Below are 19,598 nucleotides of genomic sequence, written 5' to 3'. Positions count from 1 at the left end.
TGAGAGAGAAGGACGTCCTGCGATGACCACGGGCAGTTCGAGCACGAGCAGTTCCGCGAGCGGTGGCGCCATCAGCACCTTCAAGGGCGAGGAGCGCGCGCTGCGCGCCGACCGGCTGGGCACGGGAGGGCTGCTCCTGTCCGTGCTCGCCGCCACCGCCCCGCTGATGGTGGTCGCGGGCGTCATGCCCACCACCTTCGCGGTCATGGGCATCGTCGGGCAGCCCCTGCTCTTCGTGGTGCTGGGCGTGGTGCTGATCCTGTTCAGCATCGGGTACGCCGAGATGAGCCGGCACGTCCACAACGCGGGCGCCTTCTACGCCTACATCTCCCGCGGACTCGGCGGCACCGCCGGCGCGGGCGCGGCCCTGGTCGCGCTGGTCGCCTACAACGCCCTCCAGGTCGGCATCTACGGCATCTTCGGCTTCGAGGTCTCCGGCCTGCTCTCCACCTACGCCGACCTCGACGTGGCCTGGTGGATCCCGGCCCTGCTGGCGGTGCTCGCCGTCGGCGCGCTGGGCTGGCTGAAGATCGACGTCAACGCGCGCGTACTGGGCGTACTGCTGCTCATCGAGGTCGTGCTCGTGGTGGTGTTCGACATCGCCGCCGTCACCGACCCGGGGGCCCAGGGGCTGTCGCTGCACGCCTTCAACCCGGACACCCTCAGCGGCGCCGGGGTGGGCACCGCGCTCTGCTTCTGCATCGCCGCCTTCCTCGGCTTCGAGCAGGCGCCCGTGTACGCCGAGGAGACCAGCCGGCCCCACGTGCTCGTTCCACGTGTCATGTTCCTGGCGGTCGGCGGCGTCGCCGTGTTCTTCGCGCTGAGCAGCTGGGCCCTGACCGTGGCCACCGGCCCCGACAAGATCGTCGGCACCGCGCAGGAGCAGAGCGCCGGACTGCTGTTCTTCCTGACCGAGTCACGGCTCGGCGACACCTTCACCGACGTGCTGCACGTCCTGTTCGTGACCGGCATGTTCGCCGCGCTGCTGAGTTTCCACAACGTCGTCGCCCGGTACGCGTTCGCCATGGGGCGCGAGGGGCTGCTGCCCGCCGCCTTCGGGCGGACCAGCGGCACCAGCGGCGCCCCCGGTACCGGCTCGCTGCTCCAGACCGCCGTGTCCGCGGTCGTCGTCATCGGCTTCGCGATCGCCGACGACAAGCCGAACGGCGACCCGACCGAGCCCGTACTTCACCTGTTCACCTGGGGCGGCAACATCGGGGCCCTCGGCGTGATCGTGCTGATGGCCGCCGCCTCGTTCTCCGTCGTGGCCTTCTTCGTCCGGCGCGGCGCCGCCGGGGCCCAGGGCGTACGCCTGGTCACCTCCACCGTCGCGGGCATCGCCCTGCTGGTGATCGCCGGGTACACGGTCAAGGACTTCGACGTCCTCGTCGGCGCGGGACCCGGCTCCGCCCTGAGCTGGGTGCTGCCCGGCATCATCGGCCTGGCCGCGGTCGCCGGCGTGGTGCAGGGCCTCGTCCTGCGCTCCCGGGCGCCCGAACGCCACGCCCGCATCGGCCAGGGCAACGAGGCGTTCCAGCTGGACAAGGCCGCGTCCTCCTGACGCGGGCGGGCGCGGGGAAACGCCCCGGACCCGACGCCTCCGGGCCCCGGCCGCCTGCGGGGTGCGCTTGCCGACTCAGGCGGCGGCCGGGGCCGTGCCGAAGTCCAGCAGCACCTTGCAGGACCGGCTCCGGTCCGCGGCCAGTTCGAACGCCGACGCCGCGTCGCGCACCGGGACCACCGCGCTGACCAGCGCGTCGAACGCGGGTTCGGCCGCGAGCAGGCGCAGCGCGTCGTCGAACTCGCCGTCGAAGCGGAACGCCCCGCGCAGCTCGATCTCCCGGCTCACCAGCAGGTTCCCGGCGAAGGGGCTCTGTCCCGGGGGCAGCATGCCGAGCTGTACGACCACACCGCCGCGCCGTACCAGCCGCAGGCAGGCGTCCAGGCCCGCGGCCACCCCGGAGGCCTCGACGGCGGTGTCCACTTCCACCGGCCAACCGGCGTCGTCCGGGTCGTCGGCCCGCACGAGGGTGTCGGCCCCGGCGGCCCGCGCGTACTCCAGGGCCGCGGGCAGCAGATCCGTCACGCTCACGTGTGCCGCGCCCGCAGCCTTCGCCGCCGCGACCACCAGGCAGCCGATCGGCCCGGCGCCGGTGACCAGCACGTGCCGGCCGGCCAGGTCACCGGCGCGGCGTACGGCGTGCAGCGCGACGGAGAGCGGCTCGGCGAGGGCTGCGCGGCGCGGGTCCAGCCCGGCCGGGAGCGGGCGCAGCTGCCCGGCGGGGACCACGATCCGCGCCGCGAAGCCGCCCTGGACGTGCGGGAAGCGGGCCGCGCTGCCCAGGTAGCGGGTGTCCCGGCAGACATTGCGCCGCCCGTCCACGCACTCCGGGCAGACCCCGCACGGGGTCGCCGGGTGCACCGCGACGGACGTACCGGCCGCCGGACCCGGCGTGTCCGGGGAGCCGTACGCCACGACCGTCCCGACCACCTCGTGCCCGAGCAGCATCGGCTCCCGCAGGTGGAAGTCGCCGACCCCGCCGTGCCGCCAGTAGTGCAGGTCCGAGCCGCACACCCCGCCGTAGCGGACGGCGACCAGCGCCTCGCCCGGACCGGGCAGCGGGGCCGGTACGTCCTCCACCCGCAGGTCGCCCGCGCCGTGGATCACACAGCCCGGGACGAGGATCTCTTCGGTCCTCTCCGCGGCGCTCACAGGACGCTCGTCATTCCGCCGTCGACGTACAGGATCTGTCCGCCGACGAAGTCCGCGGCCGGCGAGGCGAGGAACAGCAGCCCGCCCACCAGGTCCTCCGTACGGCCCCAGCGGCCCGCCGGGGTGCGCCCGCGCACCCAGGTGCTGAACTTCTCGTCCTCGACGAGCGGCCGGGTCAGCTCGGTCTCGATGTAACCGGGGCCGAGACCGTTGACCTGGACGCCGTAGGGGCCCCAGTCGGCGCACATGCCCTTGGTGAGCATCTTCAGCGCGCCCTTGGTGGCCGCGTAGGGCGCGATGCCCGGGCGGACCACCTCGCTCTGCAACGAGCAGATGTTCACGATCTTGCCGTGGCCGCGTTCCGTCATCCGGCGCGCGGCCTCCCGGCCCACCAGGAAGGCGCTGGTGAGGTTGGTGTCCAGGATGCGGTGCCAGTCCGCGTCCGCGAACTCCAGCAGGGGCGCCCGCAGCTGCATCCCGGCGTTGTTGACCAGGATGTCGAGCGGGCCCACCCGCTCCTCGACCTCCGCGATCCCGGCGGTGACGGACGGGCCGTCGGTGACGTCGAACACCGCCGTGTGGACCTCGCCGGGGAGCCCGGCGGCGGCCTTCGCGAGGCGGTCGCCGTCGCGTCCGTTGAGGATCACCCGGCAGCCGGCCTCCGCCAGGCCCCGGGCCAGCGCCAGCCCGATGCCCCGGCTGGAGCCGGTCACCAGGGCGGTGCGCCCGCCGATGTCGAAGAGGGGATGGGCCGTCATCGTCGTACTCCAGTTCCTGCTGGTCCTGCTGTTCCTGCCTGCTGGTGCGTGGTGCGGCTATATGACCAGGGACAACAGCAGGACCAGGGCACCGGCGACCACCGAGATGATCGTCTCCATGACGGACCAGGTCTTGATGGTCTGACCCACGTTCAGTCCGAAGTACTCCTTCACCAGCCAGAAGCCGGCGTCGTTGACGTGACTGAAGAAGAGCGAACCGGCGCCGATGGCCAGGACCAGCAGCGCGGCGTGCGTGGTCGACATGTCGGCCGCCAGCGGTGCGACCAGACCGGCCGCCGAGACGGTCGCCACCGTCGCCGAACCGGTCGCCAGCCGGATCACCACCGCGATCAGCCAGGCCAGCAGCAGCGCCGGAATCGACCAGTCCTTGGAGATCTCCAGGATCATCTGGCCCACACCGGAGTCGATCAGCGTCTGCTTGAAGCCGCCGCCCGCGCCGACGATCAGGAGGATGCCGGCGATGGGCGCCAGCCCCTTCTCGACCAGGCCGGAGAGACGGTCCTTGCCGAACCCGGCGGGCCGCAGCAGCGTGAAGATGCCGACGATCACGGAGACCAGCAGGGCGATCAGCGGGTTGCCGATGACGTCGAAGGCGCGCTGCACGCCGTTCTCCGGGTCGTCGACGATGATGTCGACCAGCGCCTTGAGCAGCATCAGCACGACCGGCAGCAGGATCGTGGTCAGGGTGGCACCGAAGCTCGGACGCTTGTCCAGCTGCTCGGAGGCGCGCTGCGGGATCATGCGGTCGGGGGCGGGGACGTCCACCCAGCGGGCCGCGTACTTCGAGAAGACCGGACCGGCGATGATCACGGTGGGGATCGCGATCAGCACGCCCAGCGCCAGGGTCACCCCGAGGTTGGCGTCCACCGCGTCGATGGCGACCAGCGGACCGGGGTGCGGCGGGACCAGGCCGTGCATCACGGACAGACCGGCCAGCGCCGGGATGCCGATCCGCATCAGCGAGTAGTTGCCGCGCTTGGCGACCATCAGGACGACCGGGATCAGCAGCACGATGCCGACCTCGAAGAACAGCGGCAGTCCGATGACCGAGGCGATCAGCACCATCGTCCACGGCATGGAACGGGGCGTGGCCTTCGCCAGGATGGTGTCGACGATCTGGTCGGCGCCGCCGGAGTCGGCGAGCATCTTGCCGAGGATCGCGCCGAGGGCGATCAGGACGCCGACACCCGCGACGGTGGAGCCGAGCCCGGCGGTGAAGCTGGTGATGACCTTGTCCAGCGGTGCACCGGCGAACGCGCCGAGCGCCAGCGACCCGATGGTCAGCGACAGGAAGGCATGCAGCTTGAACTTGGTGATGAGCAGGACGATGACGGCGATGCCCAGGAGCACGGCGATGCCGAGCTGGGCGTGGCCCGCCGAGGTGATCGGCTCGACGGGGTCCGCTGCCAGCATCTCGACGCTGAGTCTGGTCACGGTGGTTCCCTTGCGGTGATGGGGATTCGGGGGAGTGCGGGGCCGTGCGCGCGGAGGGCGGCACGACCCCGGGGGAGGTGGGGGGTGCGGGGGTTACTGGACCGGCTCGGGGAGGTCCTTCAGGGCGTCGATCGCCCGTTCGGTGATCTCCTCGGGGGTGCCGGCGACGTCCACCGCGACTCCCGCCTCGTCCGGCTGCAGCGGCTGGAGCGTGGCGAACTGGGAGTCGAGCAGGGCCGTCGGCATGAAGTGGCCCTGCCGGTGCGACATCCGGTCCTCGATCAGCTCACGGCTGCCCGTGAGATGTACGAAGACGACACCGGGAGCGGCGGCCCGCAGCCGGTCGCGGTACGACCGCTTCAGCGCCGAACTGCTCACCACCCCACCGAGCCCGGCACGCCCGTGCGCCCAGCCGCCGATGGCGTCCAGCCAGGGCCAGCGGTCCTCGTCGGTGAGCGGGGTGCCGGCCGTCATCTTGGCGATGTTGGCCGGAGGGTGGAAGTCGTCGCCCTCGGCGTAGGGAACGCCGAGCCGGGCCGCGAGCAGGGGACCGATGGTGGTCTTCCCGGTGCCCGCGACGCCCATGACCACGACCACGTGGGGGGTGTGCAGTTGCTGCATCGCACTCTCGCTGTCTGCTGTCTTCGTCGACACCTGATGTCGACGTAACTGAAACGCATTAGGTACGACGACTTCAAGAGTCTGTGACATATAAGTCTGACTTTTTATTCCGGTGACGTGCCCCGTACGCTGAGTGCATGAGCACACCGGGCCGGGGGCTGCACGGCCGCGTACTGGACACCCTCGGCCCCGCGATCACCGCGGGCGAATACCCCGCGGGCAGCGTTCTGCGCACGGACGAGCTGGCTCAGCGCTTCGAGGTCTCGCGCTCCGTGATGCGGGAAGCGGTCCGGGTGCTCGAGTCCATGCACCTCGTCGAGTCGCGCCGCCGCGTGGGCGTCACCGTCCTGCCCGAGTGCGAGTGGAACGTCTACGACCCGCAGGTCATCCGCTGGCGCCTGGCCGGCTCCGAACGCCCCCGGCAACTGCGCTCCCTGACCGTGCTGAGGTCGGCCGTCGAACCGGTCGCGGCGGGCCTGGCCGCACGGCACGCCACGGCGGAGCAGTGCGCCGAGCTGACCGAGTGCGCGCTCGGCATGGTCGCCAACTCACGCGGGCACCGGCTCGAGGAGTACCTCTTCCACGACGTGGCCTTCCACCGCGTCGTCCTCACCGCCTCCGGCAACGAGATGTTCGCCCGCCTCGGCGGCGTCGTCGCCGAGGTCCTTGCCGGGCGTACGCACCACGACGTGATGTTCGAGGACCCCGACCCGGCCGCCGTCACCCTGCACGTCCAGGTCGCCGAGGCGGTCCGCGCCCGTGACGCCGAGCGCGCGGAGCGGCTGACCCGGGAGATCACGGAAGGGGCCCTCCAGGAGCTGGACATCCTGGCGCCCTGAGCGCCGGGGCGTGCCGGGGGGGAGGGGGAGCGGCGTCAGTCGAGGAACTCGCCGTCCACGTACACCCACGCCCCGTCCACCCGCTCGAACCGGCTCCGCTCGTGCAGCGAACCGCCGCGGTAGGACGCCCGGAACGTCACGGTCCCGGTGGTGTGGAAGGCGGAGCCCTCGCTCGTGCCCAGGATCTCCAGACCGGTCCACCGCATGACCGGGTCCAGGTCGAGGCGCGCGGGCCGCGTGCGGGGGTGCCAGGTGCGCCGCAGGTAGCCCGCGTCCAGGCGCACGAAGGCGCTGTAGCGCGAGCGCATCAGGGCCTCGGCGGTCGGGGCGGCGGCGGTCCCGGCGTGGAAACGGCCGCAGCACTTCTCGTACGGCTCGGACCGCCCGCAGGGGCAGAGAGGGGTGGTCATGGCGACCACTGTAGAGCGGCCACCGTAGCGGAAGAGCAGCGGGAGGAAAGCAAAAAACCCCTGCTCAGCAGGGGTTTCAGCTGGTGTCCGAGGGGGGACTTGAACCCCCACGCCCGATAAAGGGCACTAGCACCTCAAGCTAGCGCGTCTGCCATTCCGCCACCCGGACAAGGTGTCTGTCGCGCGGGGTGTTCCCCTCGGCGACGACGTAAACATTACCAGGCTTTCCGGGGTGGCCGATCACCCCCTTCTTGGGTCCGGACGGCTCAGGGAGGAGGATGAGGGGGACCCACCAGCAGTGACAGCGGGAGGAACCACGTGAGCGACTCGGGCACGGGCACGGCCAGGAGCGTCACCGGCGAGGACGAGGTCGTCGACCTCTGCCGCGAGCTGATCCGGATCGACACCAGCAACTACGGCGACCACTCGGGGCCGGGCGAGCGCAAGGCCGCCGAGTACGTCGCCGAGAAGCTCGCCGAGGTGGGACTCGAACCGAAGATCTTCGAGTCCCACCCCGGCCGCGCCTCCACGGTGGCCCGGATCGAGGGCGAGGACCCGTCCCGGCCCGCGCTGCTCATCCACGGCCACACCGACGTCGTCCCGGCCAACGCGGACGACTGGACGCACCACCCCTTCTCCGGGGAGGTCGCCGACGGGTGCGTGTGGGGGCGCGGCGCCGTCGACATGAAGGACATGGACGCGATGACCCTCGCGGTCGTCCGCGACCGGCTGCGCAGCGGGCGCAAGCCCCCGCGGGACATCGTGCTGGCGTTCCTCGCCGACGAGGAGGCCGGCGGCACCTACGGCGCCCGGCACCTCGTCGACCACCACCCCGACCTCTTCGAGGGCGTCACCGAGGCGATCAGCGAGGTGGGCGGCTTCTCCTTCACCGTGAACGAGCAGCGCCGCCTGTACCTGATCCAGACGGCCGAGAAGGGTATCCACTGGATGAAGCTGACGGTGGCCGGCACCGCGGGGCACGGGTCGATGATCCACCGGGACAACGCCATCACCGAGCTGTCGGAGGCCGTCGCGCGTCTGGGCAGGCACAAGTTCCCGGTCCGCGTCACCAAGACCACCCGGGCCTTCCTCGACGAGCTGGGCGACGCCCTCGGCACCGACCTCGACCCGGAGAACATGGAGGGCACGCTCGCCAAGCTCGGCGGCATCGCCAAGCTCATCGGCGCCACCCTGAGCAACACCGCCAACCCGACCCAGCTGGGGGCGGGCTACAAGGTCAACGTCATCCCCGGCGAGGCCACCGCGCACATCGACGGGCGCTACCTGCCCGGCTACGAGGAGGAGTTCCTCGCCGACGTCGACCGCATCCTCGGACCGCACGTGCGGCGCGAGGACGTGCACGCCAACAAGGCCGTCGAGACCACCTTCGACGGAGCGCTGGTCGACGCGATGCAGTCCGCCCTGGTGGCCGAGGACCCGGCCGCGAAGGCGGTGCCCTACATGCTCTCCGGCGGCACGGACGCCAAGTCCTTCGACGAACTCGGCATCCGGGGCTTCGGCTTCGCGCCGCTCAAGCTGCCGCCGGAGCTGGACTTCGCGGGCATGTTCCACGGCGTGGACGAGCGGGTGCCGGTGGAGGGACTCCAGTTCGGCGTGCGGGTGCTCGACCGCTTCATCGACGCGTCCTGAATTCGCCCGTGCGTGCGGGAGGTGACCGGGGCGAGTGAATGCGCTCATAAGCTCGTAGCCTCATTACTCCCTCCTCGTTACAGGTGATGCGATCGGCAAATTTGAGATCGCGTTTGCCAACTAGGAGGAACAATGCTCAAGAAGGTCGTCGCCGCCGCGGCAGCCACCGGTGGTCTGGTTCTCGCGGGCGCGGGCATGGCCGTCGCCGACTCCGGTGCCCAGGGTGCCGCCGTGCACTCGCCCGGCGTCCTTTCCGGCAACGTCGTTCAGGTTCCCGTGCACGTGCCGGTGAACGTGTGCGGCAACACGATCTCCGTGATCGGTCTGCTGAACCCCGCCTTCGGCAACGTCTGCATCAACAAGTGACGTTGTGCCTCGCCCCGTGAGGATCTGATTCCGCCGGCCCCGGAGTGCACGCCATGCGCTCCGGGGCCGACGGCCTTTCGGGGGACATTCGAGGCAGGGGGGCGACGGCAGCGCCGGAATTCCGGCACGCTCGGCATTCTCGGTACCACGGGACCAGGACAAGGCAGGGATTCAGGAAATGCGACAGGCTACCCGCAAGGGCCTGATGACGATGGCGGCGGCCACCGGCGTGATCGCCGCCGCGGGCGGCACCGCCCACGCGGACTCGGGTGCGCACGGCTCGAGTTCCGGTTCGCCCGGCGTGCTGTCGGGCAACACGGTGCAGGCCCCGGTGCACGTGCCGGTGAACGTCTGCGGCAACACGGTGGACGTGGTCGGCGTCCTCAATCCGGCGATGGGCAACGCGTGCGCCAACCAGGGCGGCGGTGCCTCCGGCGGACACGGCGGACACGGCGACTCGGGAGGTGGGGGCGGGTCGCACGGCGGCTCCCACGCGGGCGGTCACGCCACGGACTCGCCGGGCGTCGGCTCCGGCAACCACGTCGAGGTGCCGATCGACGTGCCGGTGAACGTGTGCGGCAACAGCATCGACGTCGTCGGTGCCCTCAACCCGACCACCGGCAACGACTGCGGCAACGGAGGCGGCGGGGACCACTCGACGCCCCCGGGCGACCACGAGACGCCTCCCGGAGAGCCGCACAACCCCGACAACCCCGACACCCCGGACAAGCCGTCGGGGCCGGACGACGAGACGCCGGGCGACTCCACGGACGGCAACGAGCCGGGCGCCCAGACCGTCGACCAGCCCCGCGGCGCCGCGGCGCTCGCCGAGACCGGCAGCGACCTGCCGCTGGGCCTCGCCCTGCCGGTGGGCGCCGGCGCCCTGCTCGCGGGCACGGTGCTCTACCGCAAGGCGCGCGCCTCGGCGTGAGACGGGCGCGTGGCGCACGCAGCGGGCACCGCACCGGCGGGGCCCGCTCCGGGTGCGCCTCCGTCACCAGGTGGCGCGCACCTGGCGGATGATCCGCCGCCGCAACCGCACCTTGCGGCTGCCGTCGCGCAGGAGCGTCAGGCGGTACAACTCCCAGTGTCCGTACTCGGCATGGTCCGTCAGCTGACGTGCCGCCTCCTTGCGGGTGACCCCGCGCGGTAGGTACACATCGACAAATTCGTATTCCGGCATCGAATCTATTGTGCGGGCTGGGGCCCGGTACGGATAGCGTCTGCACTATGTCTGATGCTGCGCAGCCCACCGCTGCCGAGGTACGCGCCGCCGCCGAGGCGGTCAAGACCGCGCTCGACCGCCACCTTGCCGCGGTCGAACGCCGGTCGGGAGAAGAAGACCCGGCCGTCTACGACGCGTTCAACGAGCTGGCCGCGGCCGCGGAGGCGTACGACGAACTGCTCTACGACCGGTACGACGAGGTCACTCCCTTCGAGATCCCCGGGGAGGACACGCTGCCCCCGTACACGGGCCCCGAGGAACCCAGTGCGCTGAGCGTCCTGATCCGCCGCGACTACGCCGTGGCCGAGCCGCAGCGGCTGATGGCCCAGGCCCGACGGGTCGAGGCGGCGGACGAGGACGCGCCGGACGTCGAGGCCTCGGGCACGGTGCACGGAGCCCTCGGCCTCCTCTTCGGCGAGTTCGAGCCGGACGAGATCGCCTCCCGGCACAAGGAGTTCGGGCTGGAGGAGGGCGACTCCACGCTCTGGGTGACGGCCGCGGACGAGAGCGCCGACCCCGGCGAGTGGCTGGAGGCCCCGTTCGAGGAGGTCGACCCGGAGCGGGTGGTCTGCCGATTCGACGTCAGCACGGTCTTCGACGAGGAGCTCGACGACGACATCGACGACATCGACGACATTGAGGACATTGAGGACATCGAGCATGACGAAGACGGCGACGAGGAGGATGGCGAGGACGGCGACCTGACGGAGCTGGACGGCGACCTCGACACGGATCTCGACACGGACCTGGACACGGATCTGGACGAGGACGACGAGCCCGCCCGCCTGGAGGCGGAGCGCTGAGAAGCGCGACCGCGACTCCCGGCGCGAGGGGCACCGCCGGGCGGCGTCAGCCGGCGGCCGGGGTCTGCGGTGCGAGAAGCACCGGCAGGCGGGTCGTGCGCGGTTTGGCCGGGACCTCTGCCACGGCGCGGGGGAGTGCCTGCTCGACGCCGTGCACCACGGACAGGTGCCGGGCGGCCCGGCCGAACGCCGTGTAGATCCAGGGGCGGCTGAGGACCGGCACGGCGTCGCCGGGCAGCACCACGACCACCGCGGGCCAGCGGCCGCCCAGTGCCTGGTGGGCGGTCAGCGCCCAGCCGTGCCGTACGGACCCTTCCACCCGGTCCCTGGGTACGACCACGGTCTCGCCCGCGCACGACAGACGCAGTCCGTCGGCGTCTGCGCCGACCACCCGGCCCGGCAGCACCCGGCCGGGCGCGGGGGTGTGGACGACCCGGTCGCCGGGGTCGAAGCCGCCGAAGCGGCCGGGGCCGGGGTTGAGCCGTTCCTTCAGCGCGGCGTTGAGCGCCCGCGTGCCCACGGCACCGCCGTGGCCCGGCGTGATGACCTGGGTCTCCTCGGCCGGGACGCCGATCGCACGCGGCACCGAGTCCGCCACGAGCTGGACGGTGCGGTGCACGGCCTCGCCCGCGTCCCGCACCGGCACGATCACGACCTCCTTGCCGGGCGCCTCCACCTGGCTCAGCTCGCCGATGCCGATGCCGGAGACCAGCTCGCCGAGCGGACCGGGGTCCGGACGCCGCGAGGCGATCTGGGGGCAGACCCGTGCCGCCAGCAGGTCCGCGAAGACCCGCCCGGGGCCCACGGACCAGAGCACCGCCGGGTCCCCGGCCAGTACCAGCCGGGCCCCGTCCGGCAGCGACTCCGCGAGCAGCGCACCCGCCTCGACGTCGAGCTGCGGCGCGTCGAGCACGACGAGCAGATCGAGGTCCAGCGCCCCGTCGGCGTCCCGACCCGGTCCCTCCGCGCCGGTCAGCAGCCCGGTCACGGTGACGGCGGCGGGAGCGGCCGGACCCGGGGAGGGCGGCTCGTCCGGCGGATCGCCCAGCAGGGCGGCGAAGCGGTCGCGGCCGAGCGGTCCCGGCGCGGCGGCCCAGGCCCGCAGGCCCAGGTCGTGCGCCGCGTGCAGCAGGGCGGCGGGCTCGGCCAGGGACGCCTCGCCGCCGGTGTGCAGGACCAGCCCGTGGGCGGCGACGGCCCGGATCAGTTCGGCGGCGGAGCCCTGTGCGGAGGCGGCGGCCCGCTCCCAGTCCGCCGCGGACCCGTCCTGCTTGGGCGTCGAGTTGACCAGCCGGGCCAGACCGTCGGCGAGGCTCTCCTCGGCCAGCGCGTACCGCTCCAGACCGATCAGCACCCGGACGGGGCGGTCCTCGGCCTCCGCGCCCTCCTCGTCCGCCCGGTCCGCACCCGCCGCGCCGCTCGCCGCGGGCTCCCGGTGCGCGCCGGTCTCCTCCAGGGCGTCCTGGAAGGCGAGTGCCTCGCCCTCGGCGAGCGTGCTCTGCACGGCGGCGTCGGGATCCGGCACGCCCCGCTGGGCCAGCGTGGCCACGAGCCGCGGCAGCTCCAGCGCCGTGTGCCCGGCCAGGGCCGCCTGCTCCAGGAGCCAGACGGTGACGGCACGGCCGCGCCGCTCGTCGTCCGGGCCGCACTCGGCACCGAGCAGCGCCCGGGCGAACCCGTCGGCCTGCTCCGGGCGCACCCCGCCGACCCTGAGCAGCTGCCAGGGGTCCGCACGCAGCGCCTCCTCCGCGCCCTCACCGAGGAGCGCGGCCGTCTGCGGCGCGAGCGCTTCGGGTGCGCCGCCCTCGGCCAGGACGCGCCGCACCGTCTGCACGGTCTGTGGCGCCGGTCCCGCGGAACCGGCGGACGCGGCGGCCGGCTCGGCGGGCGTCGGCCGGGGCCGTCCCGCCGGCTCCGGTGCGGGGCGGCGCGTGGGTTCGGGGGCTCCGAAGACGGCGGCCGCCGGCTTCTCACCGCTCTCCACCGCGCGTACGGCGGCGAGCAGGTCGGCCGCCGTGCCGCTGAGCTTGCCCCCGGCGTCGACCGGTCCCTGCTTCTCGGCCTTCCGCCGCTCGATCCGCTCCCGCTCGGCCCGCTGCGCGGCCAGTTCTGCCTCGGCCTCGGACACCTGCGCGGCCGCCTCGCTCCCGCCCCCGGCGTCCGGTCCCTGTCCGGCGGGCTCCACCGGCCGCGTGCCGGAGCCGGCCCCGTCGTCGGCCGTCTCCGGCTCGCCTTCCGGCCGGACGGTCTCCCCGGCGGCCTCCGACGCGGGCGCCGCCGCGGTGCCCGGGGTCTCCGGCCCGGCGTCCACGGCGTCCGTGGTGTCCTCGGTGACGGGCTCGGGCTCCGTGCTCACAGCGTGCTCCAGTCGTGATCGGGATAGCGGTGCACCGGCGCCGACACGTCGTCGAGCGCCCGGCAGATCTCGTCAGGAAGACTAAGGGTCTCCACTGACAACGCCGCCGTGAGCTGCTGCGCGTTGCGCGGACCGATGATCGGGGCGACCACCCCGGGCCGGTCGCGGACCCAGGCCAGCGCGACCTGGAGGGGCGTCACCGCCAGCCCGTCCGCCGCCGTCGCCACCGCGTCCACGATGTGCCCGGCCGTGGCGTCGAGGTAGGGCTCCACGAACGGGGCCAGATGGTCCGAGGCACCCCGCGAGTCCGGCGGGGTCGCGTCCTTGCGGTACTTGCCCGTGAGCACCCCGCGGCCCAGCGGCGACGAGGGCAGCAGGCCGATGCCCAGGTCCTGGGCGGCCGGCAGCACCTCCCGCTCCACGCCCCGCTGGAGCAGCGAGTACTCCATCTGGGTGCTCGCCACCCGGTTGCGGACCCCGGGCGCCGACAGCTGCCAGGTCGCCGCCTTGGCCAGCTGCCAGCCGCAGAAGTTGGAGACCCCCGCGTAGCGCGCCCGGCCGCTGCTGACCGCCACGTCGAGGGCGTGCAGCGTCTCCTCCAGCGGTGTGTGCGGGTCGTAGGCGTGCAGGTGCCACACGTCGACGTGGTCCGTGCCCAGACGGGCGAGGGAGGCGTCCAGCGCGGAGAGCAGATGGGCACGCGAACCGTCGAACCGGCGGTCGGGATCCGGAACGCTGCCGGCCTTCGTCGAGATCACCAGGTCCCGGCGCGGCACCAGGCCCTCCATGAGGCGGCCGAGCAGATACTCCGACTCGCCGTCGCCGTAGACGTCCGCGGTGTCGACGAGCGTCCCGCCCGCCTCCCAGAAGGTCTTCAAGAGGTCCGCGGCGTCGTGCTCGTCCGTGTCCCGGCCCCAGGTCAGGGTGCCGAGACCGATGCGGGACACGCGCAGGCCGGTGCGGCCGAGATGCCTCTGCTCCATGAACGCCGACATTACTGGCCACGGCTTGCGCTGTGGGGGCCTGTGGACAACCGATTTCCGCGCGCTAAGGTCGGGGCACCAGCCACGTTACTGATGGGTAAGGGGAATCGGCCATGCAGCTCGGTATCAACCTCGGCTACTGGGGTGCCGGAATGGACGCGGACAACCTGGCCGTCGCCCAGGAGGCCGACCGGCTCGGATACGCCGTGTGCTGGGCCGCAGAGGCCTACGGCTCCGACGCGGCCACCGTGCTGACCTGGGTCGCCGCCCAGACCGAGCGCATCGACGTGGGCTCGGCCATCTTCCAGATCCCGGCCCGCCAGCCCGCGATGACCGCGATGACCGCCGCGACCCTGGACTCCCTCTCCAAGGGCCGCTTCCGACTCGGCCTCGGCGTGTCGGGACCGCAGGTCTCCGAGGGCTGGTACGGCGTCAAGTTCGACAAGCCGCTCGCCCGCACCCGCGAGTACGTCGAGATCGTGCGCAAGGCGATGACCCGGGAGCGGCTGTCCTACGAGGGGCAGCACTGGACGCTGCCCCTGCCCGACGGCCCCGGCAAGCCCATCAAGCTGACCGTGCACCCGCAGCGCGAGCACATCCCGCTGTACATCGCGGCGATCGGCCCGAAGAACCTGGAGCAGACCGGCGAGATCGCCGACGGCGCCCTGCTCATCTTCCCCTCCGCCGACCACCTGGAGGAGACCGCCGTCAAGCACCTGCGCGCCGGACGCGAGAAGGCCGGCAGGACCCTCGACGGATTCGACGTCTGCCCGACCCTGCCGCTCGCCCTCGGCGACGACAAGGACGTCCCCTCCCTCGCCGACACCTTCCGGCCCTACACCGCGCTCTACGTCGGCGGCATGGGCAGCCGCAAGCAGAACTTCTACAACCAGCTCGCCCAGCGCATGGGCTACGAGCGCGAGGCCGCCGAGATCCAGGACAAGTACCTGTCCGGCGACAAGCAGGGCGCCGCCGACGCCGTCCCGCACGAGCTGATCGACCAGACGACCCTGCTCGGCTCCGTCGACCGCATCGCCGACCGGATGAAGGCCTACGCCGCGGCCGGCGTCACCACCCTCACCCTCGCCCCCGCGGGCTTCACCCTGGACGAGCGGCTCGCCGCCCTCCGCGCCGGCACCGAGGCCCTGGAGCGCGCCGGACTGGCGTAGCACCGCGGGGAAGTTCTGCGGCCGTGGTGGGGGCTCGGGGGTCTTCCCCGCCACGGCCGTCACGAGGAACAACGCGCCGACGCGCGCGGGGTTACGCCTCCGTGCGCGCCCGGCGTCCTTCTTTCGGCGGAGTTGTCCGCCGCACCTGTTGCCGCGCCCCCTGTCCCGCATTTGACTCGTGCTTCGCGGAGTGTGCGGAACCTGCGGTCCACGCAGCGGCAGAGAGGTGCCACCGATGCTTTCGGCCAAGAGCCTTTTCCAGGAGATCCTCGACAACGACGAGTCGTACCGTCTCTTCTGCTCCATCGCGGCCAGCGGCGAGTCCCAGGGCGGCTGGGAGAACGCGCGCATCGCGGCGCTGGTGCCCGAGAGCGAACGCGCCCTCGCCCCCAAGATCGCCCGGCACGGCGCCGACGAGGACAAGCACGGCCGGATCTTCAACGCCCTGCTGAAGAAGCGCGGCCTCGAACCCGTCGAGGTACCGCCCGAGACCGACTACACGATGCTCCTGGAGCGGCACGGCATCGGCCTGGCCCACGAGCAGCTCAAGGCCGACCAGCCGCTCACGGTGCGGGACATCATCACCTACCTCGCCCACAGCAGGGTCACCGAGCAGCGGGCGGCCGAGCAGATGGCGATGCTCCTCAAGTACTTCGCGGACCACCCGGAACTCGGCCGGGCCGTCCGGATGATCTCGGCCGACGAGGACAACCACCTCGCCTACGCCCACGAGGAACTGCTGCGCTACGCCGCCGCCGGACACGGCCCGTACATCCGGCGCAGCCTGCGCGAGTGCGCGCTCGCCGAGATCCGGGTCCACCGGGACGTCAGCCTCGCGGTGATGGCCCACATGGGACGCCTCCTCGGCTGGTCGCGCGCCAGGTCGGCGCTGCTCGCGGCGGGCATCCACGCGATGTACGCCGCCGAGCGGCTGGCCGGCTGGCGCCGCATGGTGACCCTGCGGACGCCCGAACGGCGCGACGCGCTCGGCGGAGCCGCCGCCGCGGCCCCCGAGGTCGCCTGAGGGCCCGGCCCCTACAACCAGCCCCGGTGCTTGAACTGCCGGTACAGCAGCAGCTCCAGTACGGCCATCAGCGCGATCACCGCCGGGTAGCCCCACACCCAGTGCAGCTCCGGCATGTGGTCGAAGTTCATGCCGTAGATCCCCGCCACCATGGTGGGGACCGCGGCCATGGCCGCCCACGCCGAGATCTTCCGCATGTCGTCGTTCTGCCGGACGCTCGTCTGCGCCAGGTGTGCCGACAGGATGTCCGAGACCAGCCGGTCCAGGCTCTCCACCGACTCGTTCACGCGCGTGAGGTGGTCGCTCACGTCCCGGAAGAACGGCCGCGCCCGGTCGTTCACGAACGGCACGCCGCCGCCGTACACCCCGGTACCCGCCAGCCGGGCCAGCGGCGGCGCGAGCGGACCCGTCGCCCGGCGGAACTCCAGCACCTGCCGCTTGAAGGTGTAGATCCGCGACGCGGTGTGCCGGGAGCCGCCGCCGTCCGGAGAGAAGACCTCCGCCTCCAGCTCCTCCAGGTCGGTCTGGAGCTCGACCGCCACGTCCAGGTAGTGGTCGACGGTGGCGTCCGCGATCGCGTACAGCACCGCGGTGGGACCCTTGCCGAGCAGTTCCGGTTCGTGCTCCAGCCGCTGTCGTACGGCCTTGAGCGGGGAGCCCTCGCCGTGCCGGACGACGACCGCGAAGGCGTCGCCCAGGAAGATCATGAGTTCGCCGGTGGAGACGGCGTCGCTGTCCGGCTCGTACACCACCGGCTTGAGGACGGCGAAGAGCGAGTCGTCGTACACCTCCAGCTTGGGCCGCTGATGCGCCTTGAGAGCGTCCTCCACCGCCAGCGGATGCAGCCCGAACTCCTGGCTGACCAGGTCGAACTCCTTCTCCGTCGGCTCGTGCAGGCCGATCCAGACGAACCCGCCCGCTCCCCGCGCCTCACCGAGCGCGTCGGAGAAGTCCTCGGGCCCGTCCGTGCGGTGCCCGTCCCGGTAGATGGCGCAGTCGACGATCACCGAACCCATTCTCCCCTCGCCCCGGCGCCCCTGTACCGCGCCGTACGCCTACCCTGGCCGCATGCCCACGCTGATCCTGGTTAGGCACGGACGTTCCACCGCCAACACCGAGGGGCTGCTCGCCGGCTGGACGCCCGGCGTCGCCCTCGACGAACGCGGCGCCGCGCAGGCCGCCGCGCTCCCCGGGCGGCTCGCCGGCCTGCCGCTCTCCGAGATCGTCACCAGCCCCCTGCAACGCTGCCAGGAGACCCTCCGGCCGCTCCTCGACGCCCGGCCCGAACTGCGGGCCCACACCGACGAACGGATCGGGGAGTGCCACTACGGCGACTGGTCCGGCCGCAAGCTCGCCGAACTCAAGGACGAACCCCTGATGGAGGTGGTGCAGGCGCACCCCTCCGCCGCGGCCTTCCCCGGCGGCGAGTCGATGCGCGCCATGCAGACCCGCGCCGCCGAGGCGGTACGCGAGTGGAACGCGCGCGTGGAGCGCGACCACGGCCCCGACGCCGTCTACCTCATGTGCTCCCACGGCGACATCATCAAGTCCCTCGTCGCCGAGGCACTCGGCCTCCACCTCGACCTCTTCCAGCGGATCTCCGTCGAGCCCTGCTCGGTCACCGCGATCCGCTACACCCGGCTGCGCCCCTTCCTGGTCCGCCTCGGCGACACGGGAGACTTCGCCTCCCTGGCCCCGCGCGAGGAGCCGTCCGGTGACGAGGCCCCGGTCGGGGGTGGTGCGGGCGCACCGTGATCGTCCGCCGCAGTAGGGTGAACCGGTCGCGGCAGTGCCCCCGATCCCGATCTTCCGCTTTCCCCGACTTCCATGGAGACAGGACGTGTCCCGTCAGGTGTTCCTCTACGACCAACCGGAACGTTTCGTGGCCGGTACGGTCGGGCTGCCCGGGCGCCGTACGTTCTTCCTCCAGGCCACCGCAGGCTCCCGGGTGACCAGCGTGGCCCTGGAGAAGACCCAGGTCGCCGCCCTCGCCGAACGCATGGACGAGCTTCTGGACGAGGTCGTACGGCGCAGCGGCGGCAGCACCGTCGTCCCCGCCACGGCCCCCACCGGGCCCGCCGACACGGCGCCGCTGGACACCCCCGTCGAGGAGGAGTTCAGGGTCGGCACCATGGCGCTGGCCTGGGACGGCGAGGACCAGCGCATGATCGTCGAGGCGCAGGCCCTCGTGGAGCTGGACGCCGAGTCCGAGGAGGACCTGGCGGAGGCCGAGGAGCGGCTCCTCCAGGACGAGGAGAACGGCCCGCCGATGCTCCGGGTCCGCCTCACCGGCGCGCAGGCCAGGGCCTTCGCCAAGCGCGCCCTCGACGTCGTCAACGCCGGGCGGCCGCCGTGCCCGCTGTGCAGCCTCCCGCTCGACCCGGAAGGACACGTATGTCCGCGCCAGAACGGATACCGCCGCGGAGCGTGACCACCGACGCGGCGGCGGCCGAACTGCTCGCCCTGGGCGAACTGACCGTGCGCGGACGCATCCGTGACGCCTCCAACGCGGCCCTGTACTGCACAGTGACGCACGAGGGGCGCGAGGCGGCCTGCGTCTACAAGCCGGTCGCCGGGGAGCGACCGCTGTGGGACTTCCCCGACGGCACCCTCGCCCAGCGCGAGGTCGCCGCCTACGAGGTCTCCGAGGCCACCGGCTGGGGCCTGGTCCCGCCCACCGTGCTGCGCGAGGGCCCGTACGGCGAGGGCATGGTCCAGCTGTGGATCGAGACCGTGCCGGAGACGGAACTGCTCGCCCTGGTGGACGAGGAGGAACCCGGCCCCGGCTGGAAGGGCATCGCCCTCGCCGAGGTCGGCGAGGGCCGCACCGCGCTGCTCGTCCACGCCGACGACGAACGGCTGCGCCGGCTCGCCGTACTCGACGCCGTGATCAACAACGCCGACCGCAAGGGCGGCCACCTGCTGCCCGCGGCGGGGGAGCGGCTGTACGGCATCGACCACGGGGTCACCTTCAACGCCGAGAACAAGCTGCGCACCCTGCTGTGGGGCTGGGCGGGCGACCCGCTCACCGCAGAGGCCCTGGCGGTGCTCGACGCCCTCAGACAGGCGCTGAAGGACGGCGGCACCCTGGCCCTCCGGCTCGGCGCGCTCATCACCCCCGCCGAACTCGACGCCACGCGCGCGCGGGTCGACGCCCTGCTGGCCTCCGGCAAGCACCCCGAACCGAGTGGCGAGTGGCCGGCCATCCCCTGGCCGCCCGTGTAGA

General features: G+C 72.5%; 20 protein-coding genes and 1 tRNA gene. 11 read left to right on the top strand and 10 right to left on the bottom strand.

Translation table 11 applies throughout. The features are described 5' to 3' along the window. The first annotated feature begins 22 nt into the window (after positions 1-22). Positions 23-1,561 carry an APC family permease gene (locus ACFYZ3_RS06150; RefSeq protein ID WP_388514295.1) on the top strand — a complete coding sequence of 513 codons (1,539 nt, stop codon included), beginning with the start codon at positions 23-25 and terminating at the stop codon, positions 1,559-1,561. A gap of 75 nt (positions 1,562-1,636) precedes the next feature. Here ACFYZ3_RS06150 and ACFYZ3_RS06145 read toward each other — a convergent pair whose 3' ends face one another. The 4 genes from ACFYZ3_RS06145 to ACFYZ3_RS06130 form a co-directional block, all read right to left on the bottom strand. Continuing rightward, positions 1,637-2,713, bottom strand: coding sequence for an L-idonate 5-dehydrogenase (locus ACFYZ3_RS06145; RefSeq protein WP_388514294.1), 1,077 nt, complete (start codon positions 2,711-2,713; stop codon positions 1,637-1,639). After that, positions 2,710-3,471, bottom strand: a complete 762-nt coding sequence (locus ACFYZ3_RS06140; protein WP_356868253.1) for an SDR family oxidoreductase — start codon at positions 3,469-3,471, stop codon at positions 2,710-2,712. The genes ACFYZ3_RS06145 and ACFYZ3_RS06140 overlap by 4 nt, the downstream gene beginning before the upstream one ends. Before the next feature lie 57 nt (positions 3,472-3,528). Then, positions 3,529-4,926 (bottom strand): GntP family permease, encoded by a 1,398-nt coding sequence (locus tag ACFYZ3_RS06135; protein WP_388514293.1) that lies wholly within the window; start codon positions 4,924-4,926, stop codon positions 3,529-3,531. 93 nt (positions 4,927-5,019) lie between these two features. Continuing rightward, entirely contained in the window at positions 5,020-5,547 is a 528-nt protein-coding gene (locus ACFYZ3_RS06130) for a gluconokinase (protein WP_356868257.1), read from the bottom strand. Between the two features lie 137 nt (positions 5,548-5,684). Between ACFYZ3_RS06130 and ACFYZ3_RS06125 the strand changes: the two genes are divergently transcribed. Continuing rightward, a complete protein-coding gene (locus ACFYZ3_RS06125) occupies positions 5,685-6,386 on the top strand; it encodes a FadR/GntR family transcriptional regulator (protein WP_361010460.1) in 702 nt (233 codons plus the stop codon). A 35-nt stretch (positions 6,387-6,421) separates the two neighbouring features. On the opposite strand, the gene ACFYZ3_RS06120 is transcribed toward ACFYZ3_RS06125, so the two are convergent. Next, positions 6,422-6,796 carry a YchJ family protein gene (locus ACFYZ3_RS06120; RefSeq protein WP_388514290.1) on the bottom strand — a complete coding sequence of 125 codons (375 nt, stop codon included), beginning with the start codon at positions 6,794-6,796 and terminating at the stop codon, positions 6,422-6,424. 81 nt (positions 6,797-6,877) lie between these two features. After that, positions 6,878-6,965: transfer RNA gene (locus ACFYZ3_RS06115), tRNA-Leu, on the bottom strand. Positions 6,966-7,114: 149 nt separating this feature from the next. Here ACFYZ3_RS06115 and ACFYZ3_RS06110 point away from each other — a divergent pair. The 3 genes from ACFYZ3_RS06110 to chpC all read left to right on the top strand — a co-directional run bounded on the left by ACFYZ3_RS06110 (position 7,115) and on the right by chpC (position 9,743). Further along, entirely contained in the window at positions 7,115-8,446 is a 1,332-nt protein-coding gene (locus ACFYZ3_RS06110) for a M20/M25/M40 family metallo-hydrolase (RefSeq protein ID WP_361010466.1), read from the top strand. 132 nt (positions 8,447-8,578) lie between these two features. Further along, positions 8,579-8,812, top strand: a complete 234-nt coding sequence (gene chpH, locus ACFYZ3_RS06105) for a chaplin ChpH (protein WP_003977150.1) — start codon at positions 8,579-8,581, stop codon at positions 8,810-8,812. 178 nt (positions 8,813-8,990) lie between these two features. Then, on the top strand, positions 8,991-9,743 hold the full coding sequence (gene chpC / locus ACFYZ3_RS06100) for an LAXTG-anchored chaplin ChpC (RefSeq protein WP_388514289.1): 753 nt from the start codon (positions 8,991-8,993) through the stop codon (positions 9,741-9,743). Positions 9,744-9,806: 63 nt separating this feature from the next. Here chpC and ACFYZ3_RS06095 read toward each other — a convergent pair whose 3' ends face one another. Continuing rightward, the gene (locus tag ACFYZ3_RS06095; RefSeq protein ID WP_003977152.1) at positions 9,807-9,995 is read right to left on the bottom strand and encodes a DUF5703 family protein; all 189 of its coding nucleotides are present in this window, start codon (positions 9,993-9,995) and stop codon (positions 9,807-9,809) included. 47 nt (positions 9,996-10,042) lie between these two features. Here ACFYZ3_RS06095 and ACFYZ3_RS06090 point away from each other — a divergent pair, with 47 nt between their 5' ends. Beyond that, complete coding sequence (locus ACFYZ3_RS06090; RefSeq protein WP_388514287.1) at positions 10,043-10,840, top strand: hypothetical protein; 798 nt, start codon at positions 10,043-10,045, stop codon at positions 10,838-10,840. A 46-nt stretch (positions 10,841-10,886) separates the two neighbouring features. Here ACFYZ3_RS06090 and ACFYZ3_RS06085 read toward each other — a convergent pair whose 3' ends face one another. After that, positions 10,887-13,196 (bottom strand): helix-hairpin-helix domain-containing protein, encoded by a 2,310-nt coding sequence (locus ACFYZ3_RS06085; RefSeq protein ID WP_388514286.1) that lies wholly within the window; start codon positions 13,194-13,196, stop codon positions 10,887-10,889. After that, a complete protein-coding gene (locus ACFYZ3_RS06080) occupies positions 13,193-14,179 on the bottom strand; it encodes an aldo/keto reductase (protein ID WP_388514285.1) in 987 nt (328 codons plus the stop codon). Before ACFYZ3_RS06080 ends, ACFYZ3_RS06085 begins: the two co-directional genes overlap by 4 nt. 113 nt (positions 14,180-14,292) lie before the next feature. Here ACFYZ3_RS06080 and ACFYZ3_RS06075 point away from each other — a divergent pair, with 113 nt between their 5' ends. Both ACFYZ3_RS06075 and ACFYZ3_RS06070 read left to right on the top strand, forming a co-directional pair. Continuing rightward, positions 14,293-15,348 carry an LLM class F420-dependent oxidoreductase gene (locus tag ACFYZ3_RS06075; RefSeq protein ID WP_388514284.1) on the top strand — a complete coding sequence of 352 codons (1,056 nt, stop codon included), beginning with the start codon at positions 14,293-14,295 and terminating at the stop codon, positions 15,346-15,348. Between the two features lie 235 nt (positions 15,349-15,583). Then, positions 15,584-16,372 (top strand): ferritin-like domain-containing protein, encoded by a 789-nt coding sequence (locus ACFYZ3_RS06070; protein WP_388514283.1) that lies wholly within the window; start codon positions 15,584-15,586, stop codon positions 16,370-16,372. An 11-nt stretch (positions 16,373-16,383) separates the two neighbouring features. Here the strand turns inward: ACFYZ3_RS06070 and corA are convergent, their stop codons facing one another. Beyond that, entirely contained in the window at positions 16,384-17,379 is a 996-nt protein-coding gene (gene corA / locus ACFYZ3_RS06065) for a magnesium/cobalt transporter CorA (RefSeq protein WP_388514281.1), read from the bottom strand. Positions 17,380-17,440: 61 nt separating this feature from the next. Between corA and ACFYZ3_RS06060 the strand changes: the two genes are divergently transcribed. The 3 genes from ACFYZ3_RS06060 (at position 17,441) to ACFYZ3_RS06050 (ending at position 19,597) form a co-directional block, all read left to right on the top strand. Next, positions 17,441-18,127 carry a histidine phosphatase family protein gene (locus ACFYZ3_RS06060; protein ID WP_102932497.1) on the top strand — a complete coding sequence of 229 codons (687 nt, stop codon included), beginning with the start codon at positions 17,441-17,443 and terminating at the stop codon, positions 18,125-18,127. Positions 18,128-18,212: 85 nt separating this feature from the next. Beyond that, complete coding sequence (locus ACFYZ3_RS06055) at positions 18,213-18,803, top strand: DUF3090 domain-containing protein (RefSeq protein ID WP_007447870.1); 591 nt, start codon at positions 18,213-18,215, stop codon at positions 18,801-18,803. Then, positions 18,767-19,597: an SCO1664 family protein gene (locus tag ACFYZ3_RS06050; protein WP_388514279.1), complete on the top strand. Its 831-nt coding sequence runs from the start codon at positions 18,767-18,769 to the stop codon at positions 19,595-19,597. The genes ACFYZ3_RS06055 and ACFYZ3_RS06050 overlap by 37 nt, the downstream gene beginning before the upstream one ends. Position 19,598: the final 1 nt, after the last annotated feature.

Source organism: Streptomyces sp. NPDC001599 (assembly GCF_042893535.1).
GTDB lineage: Bacteria > Actinomycetota > Actinomycetes > Streptomycetales > Streptomycetaceae > Streptomyces.
Note: the sequence above shows the minus strand (reverse complement) of the source record. Positions and strands in the feature narration are given on the sequence as shown.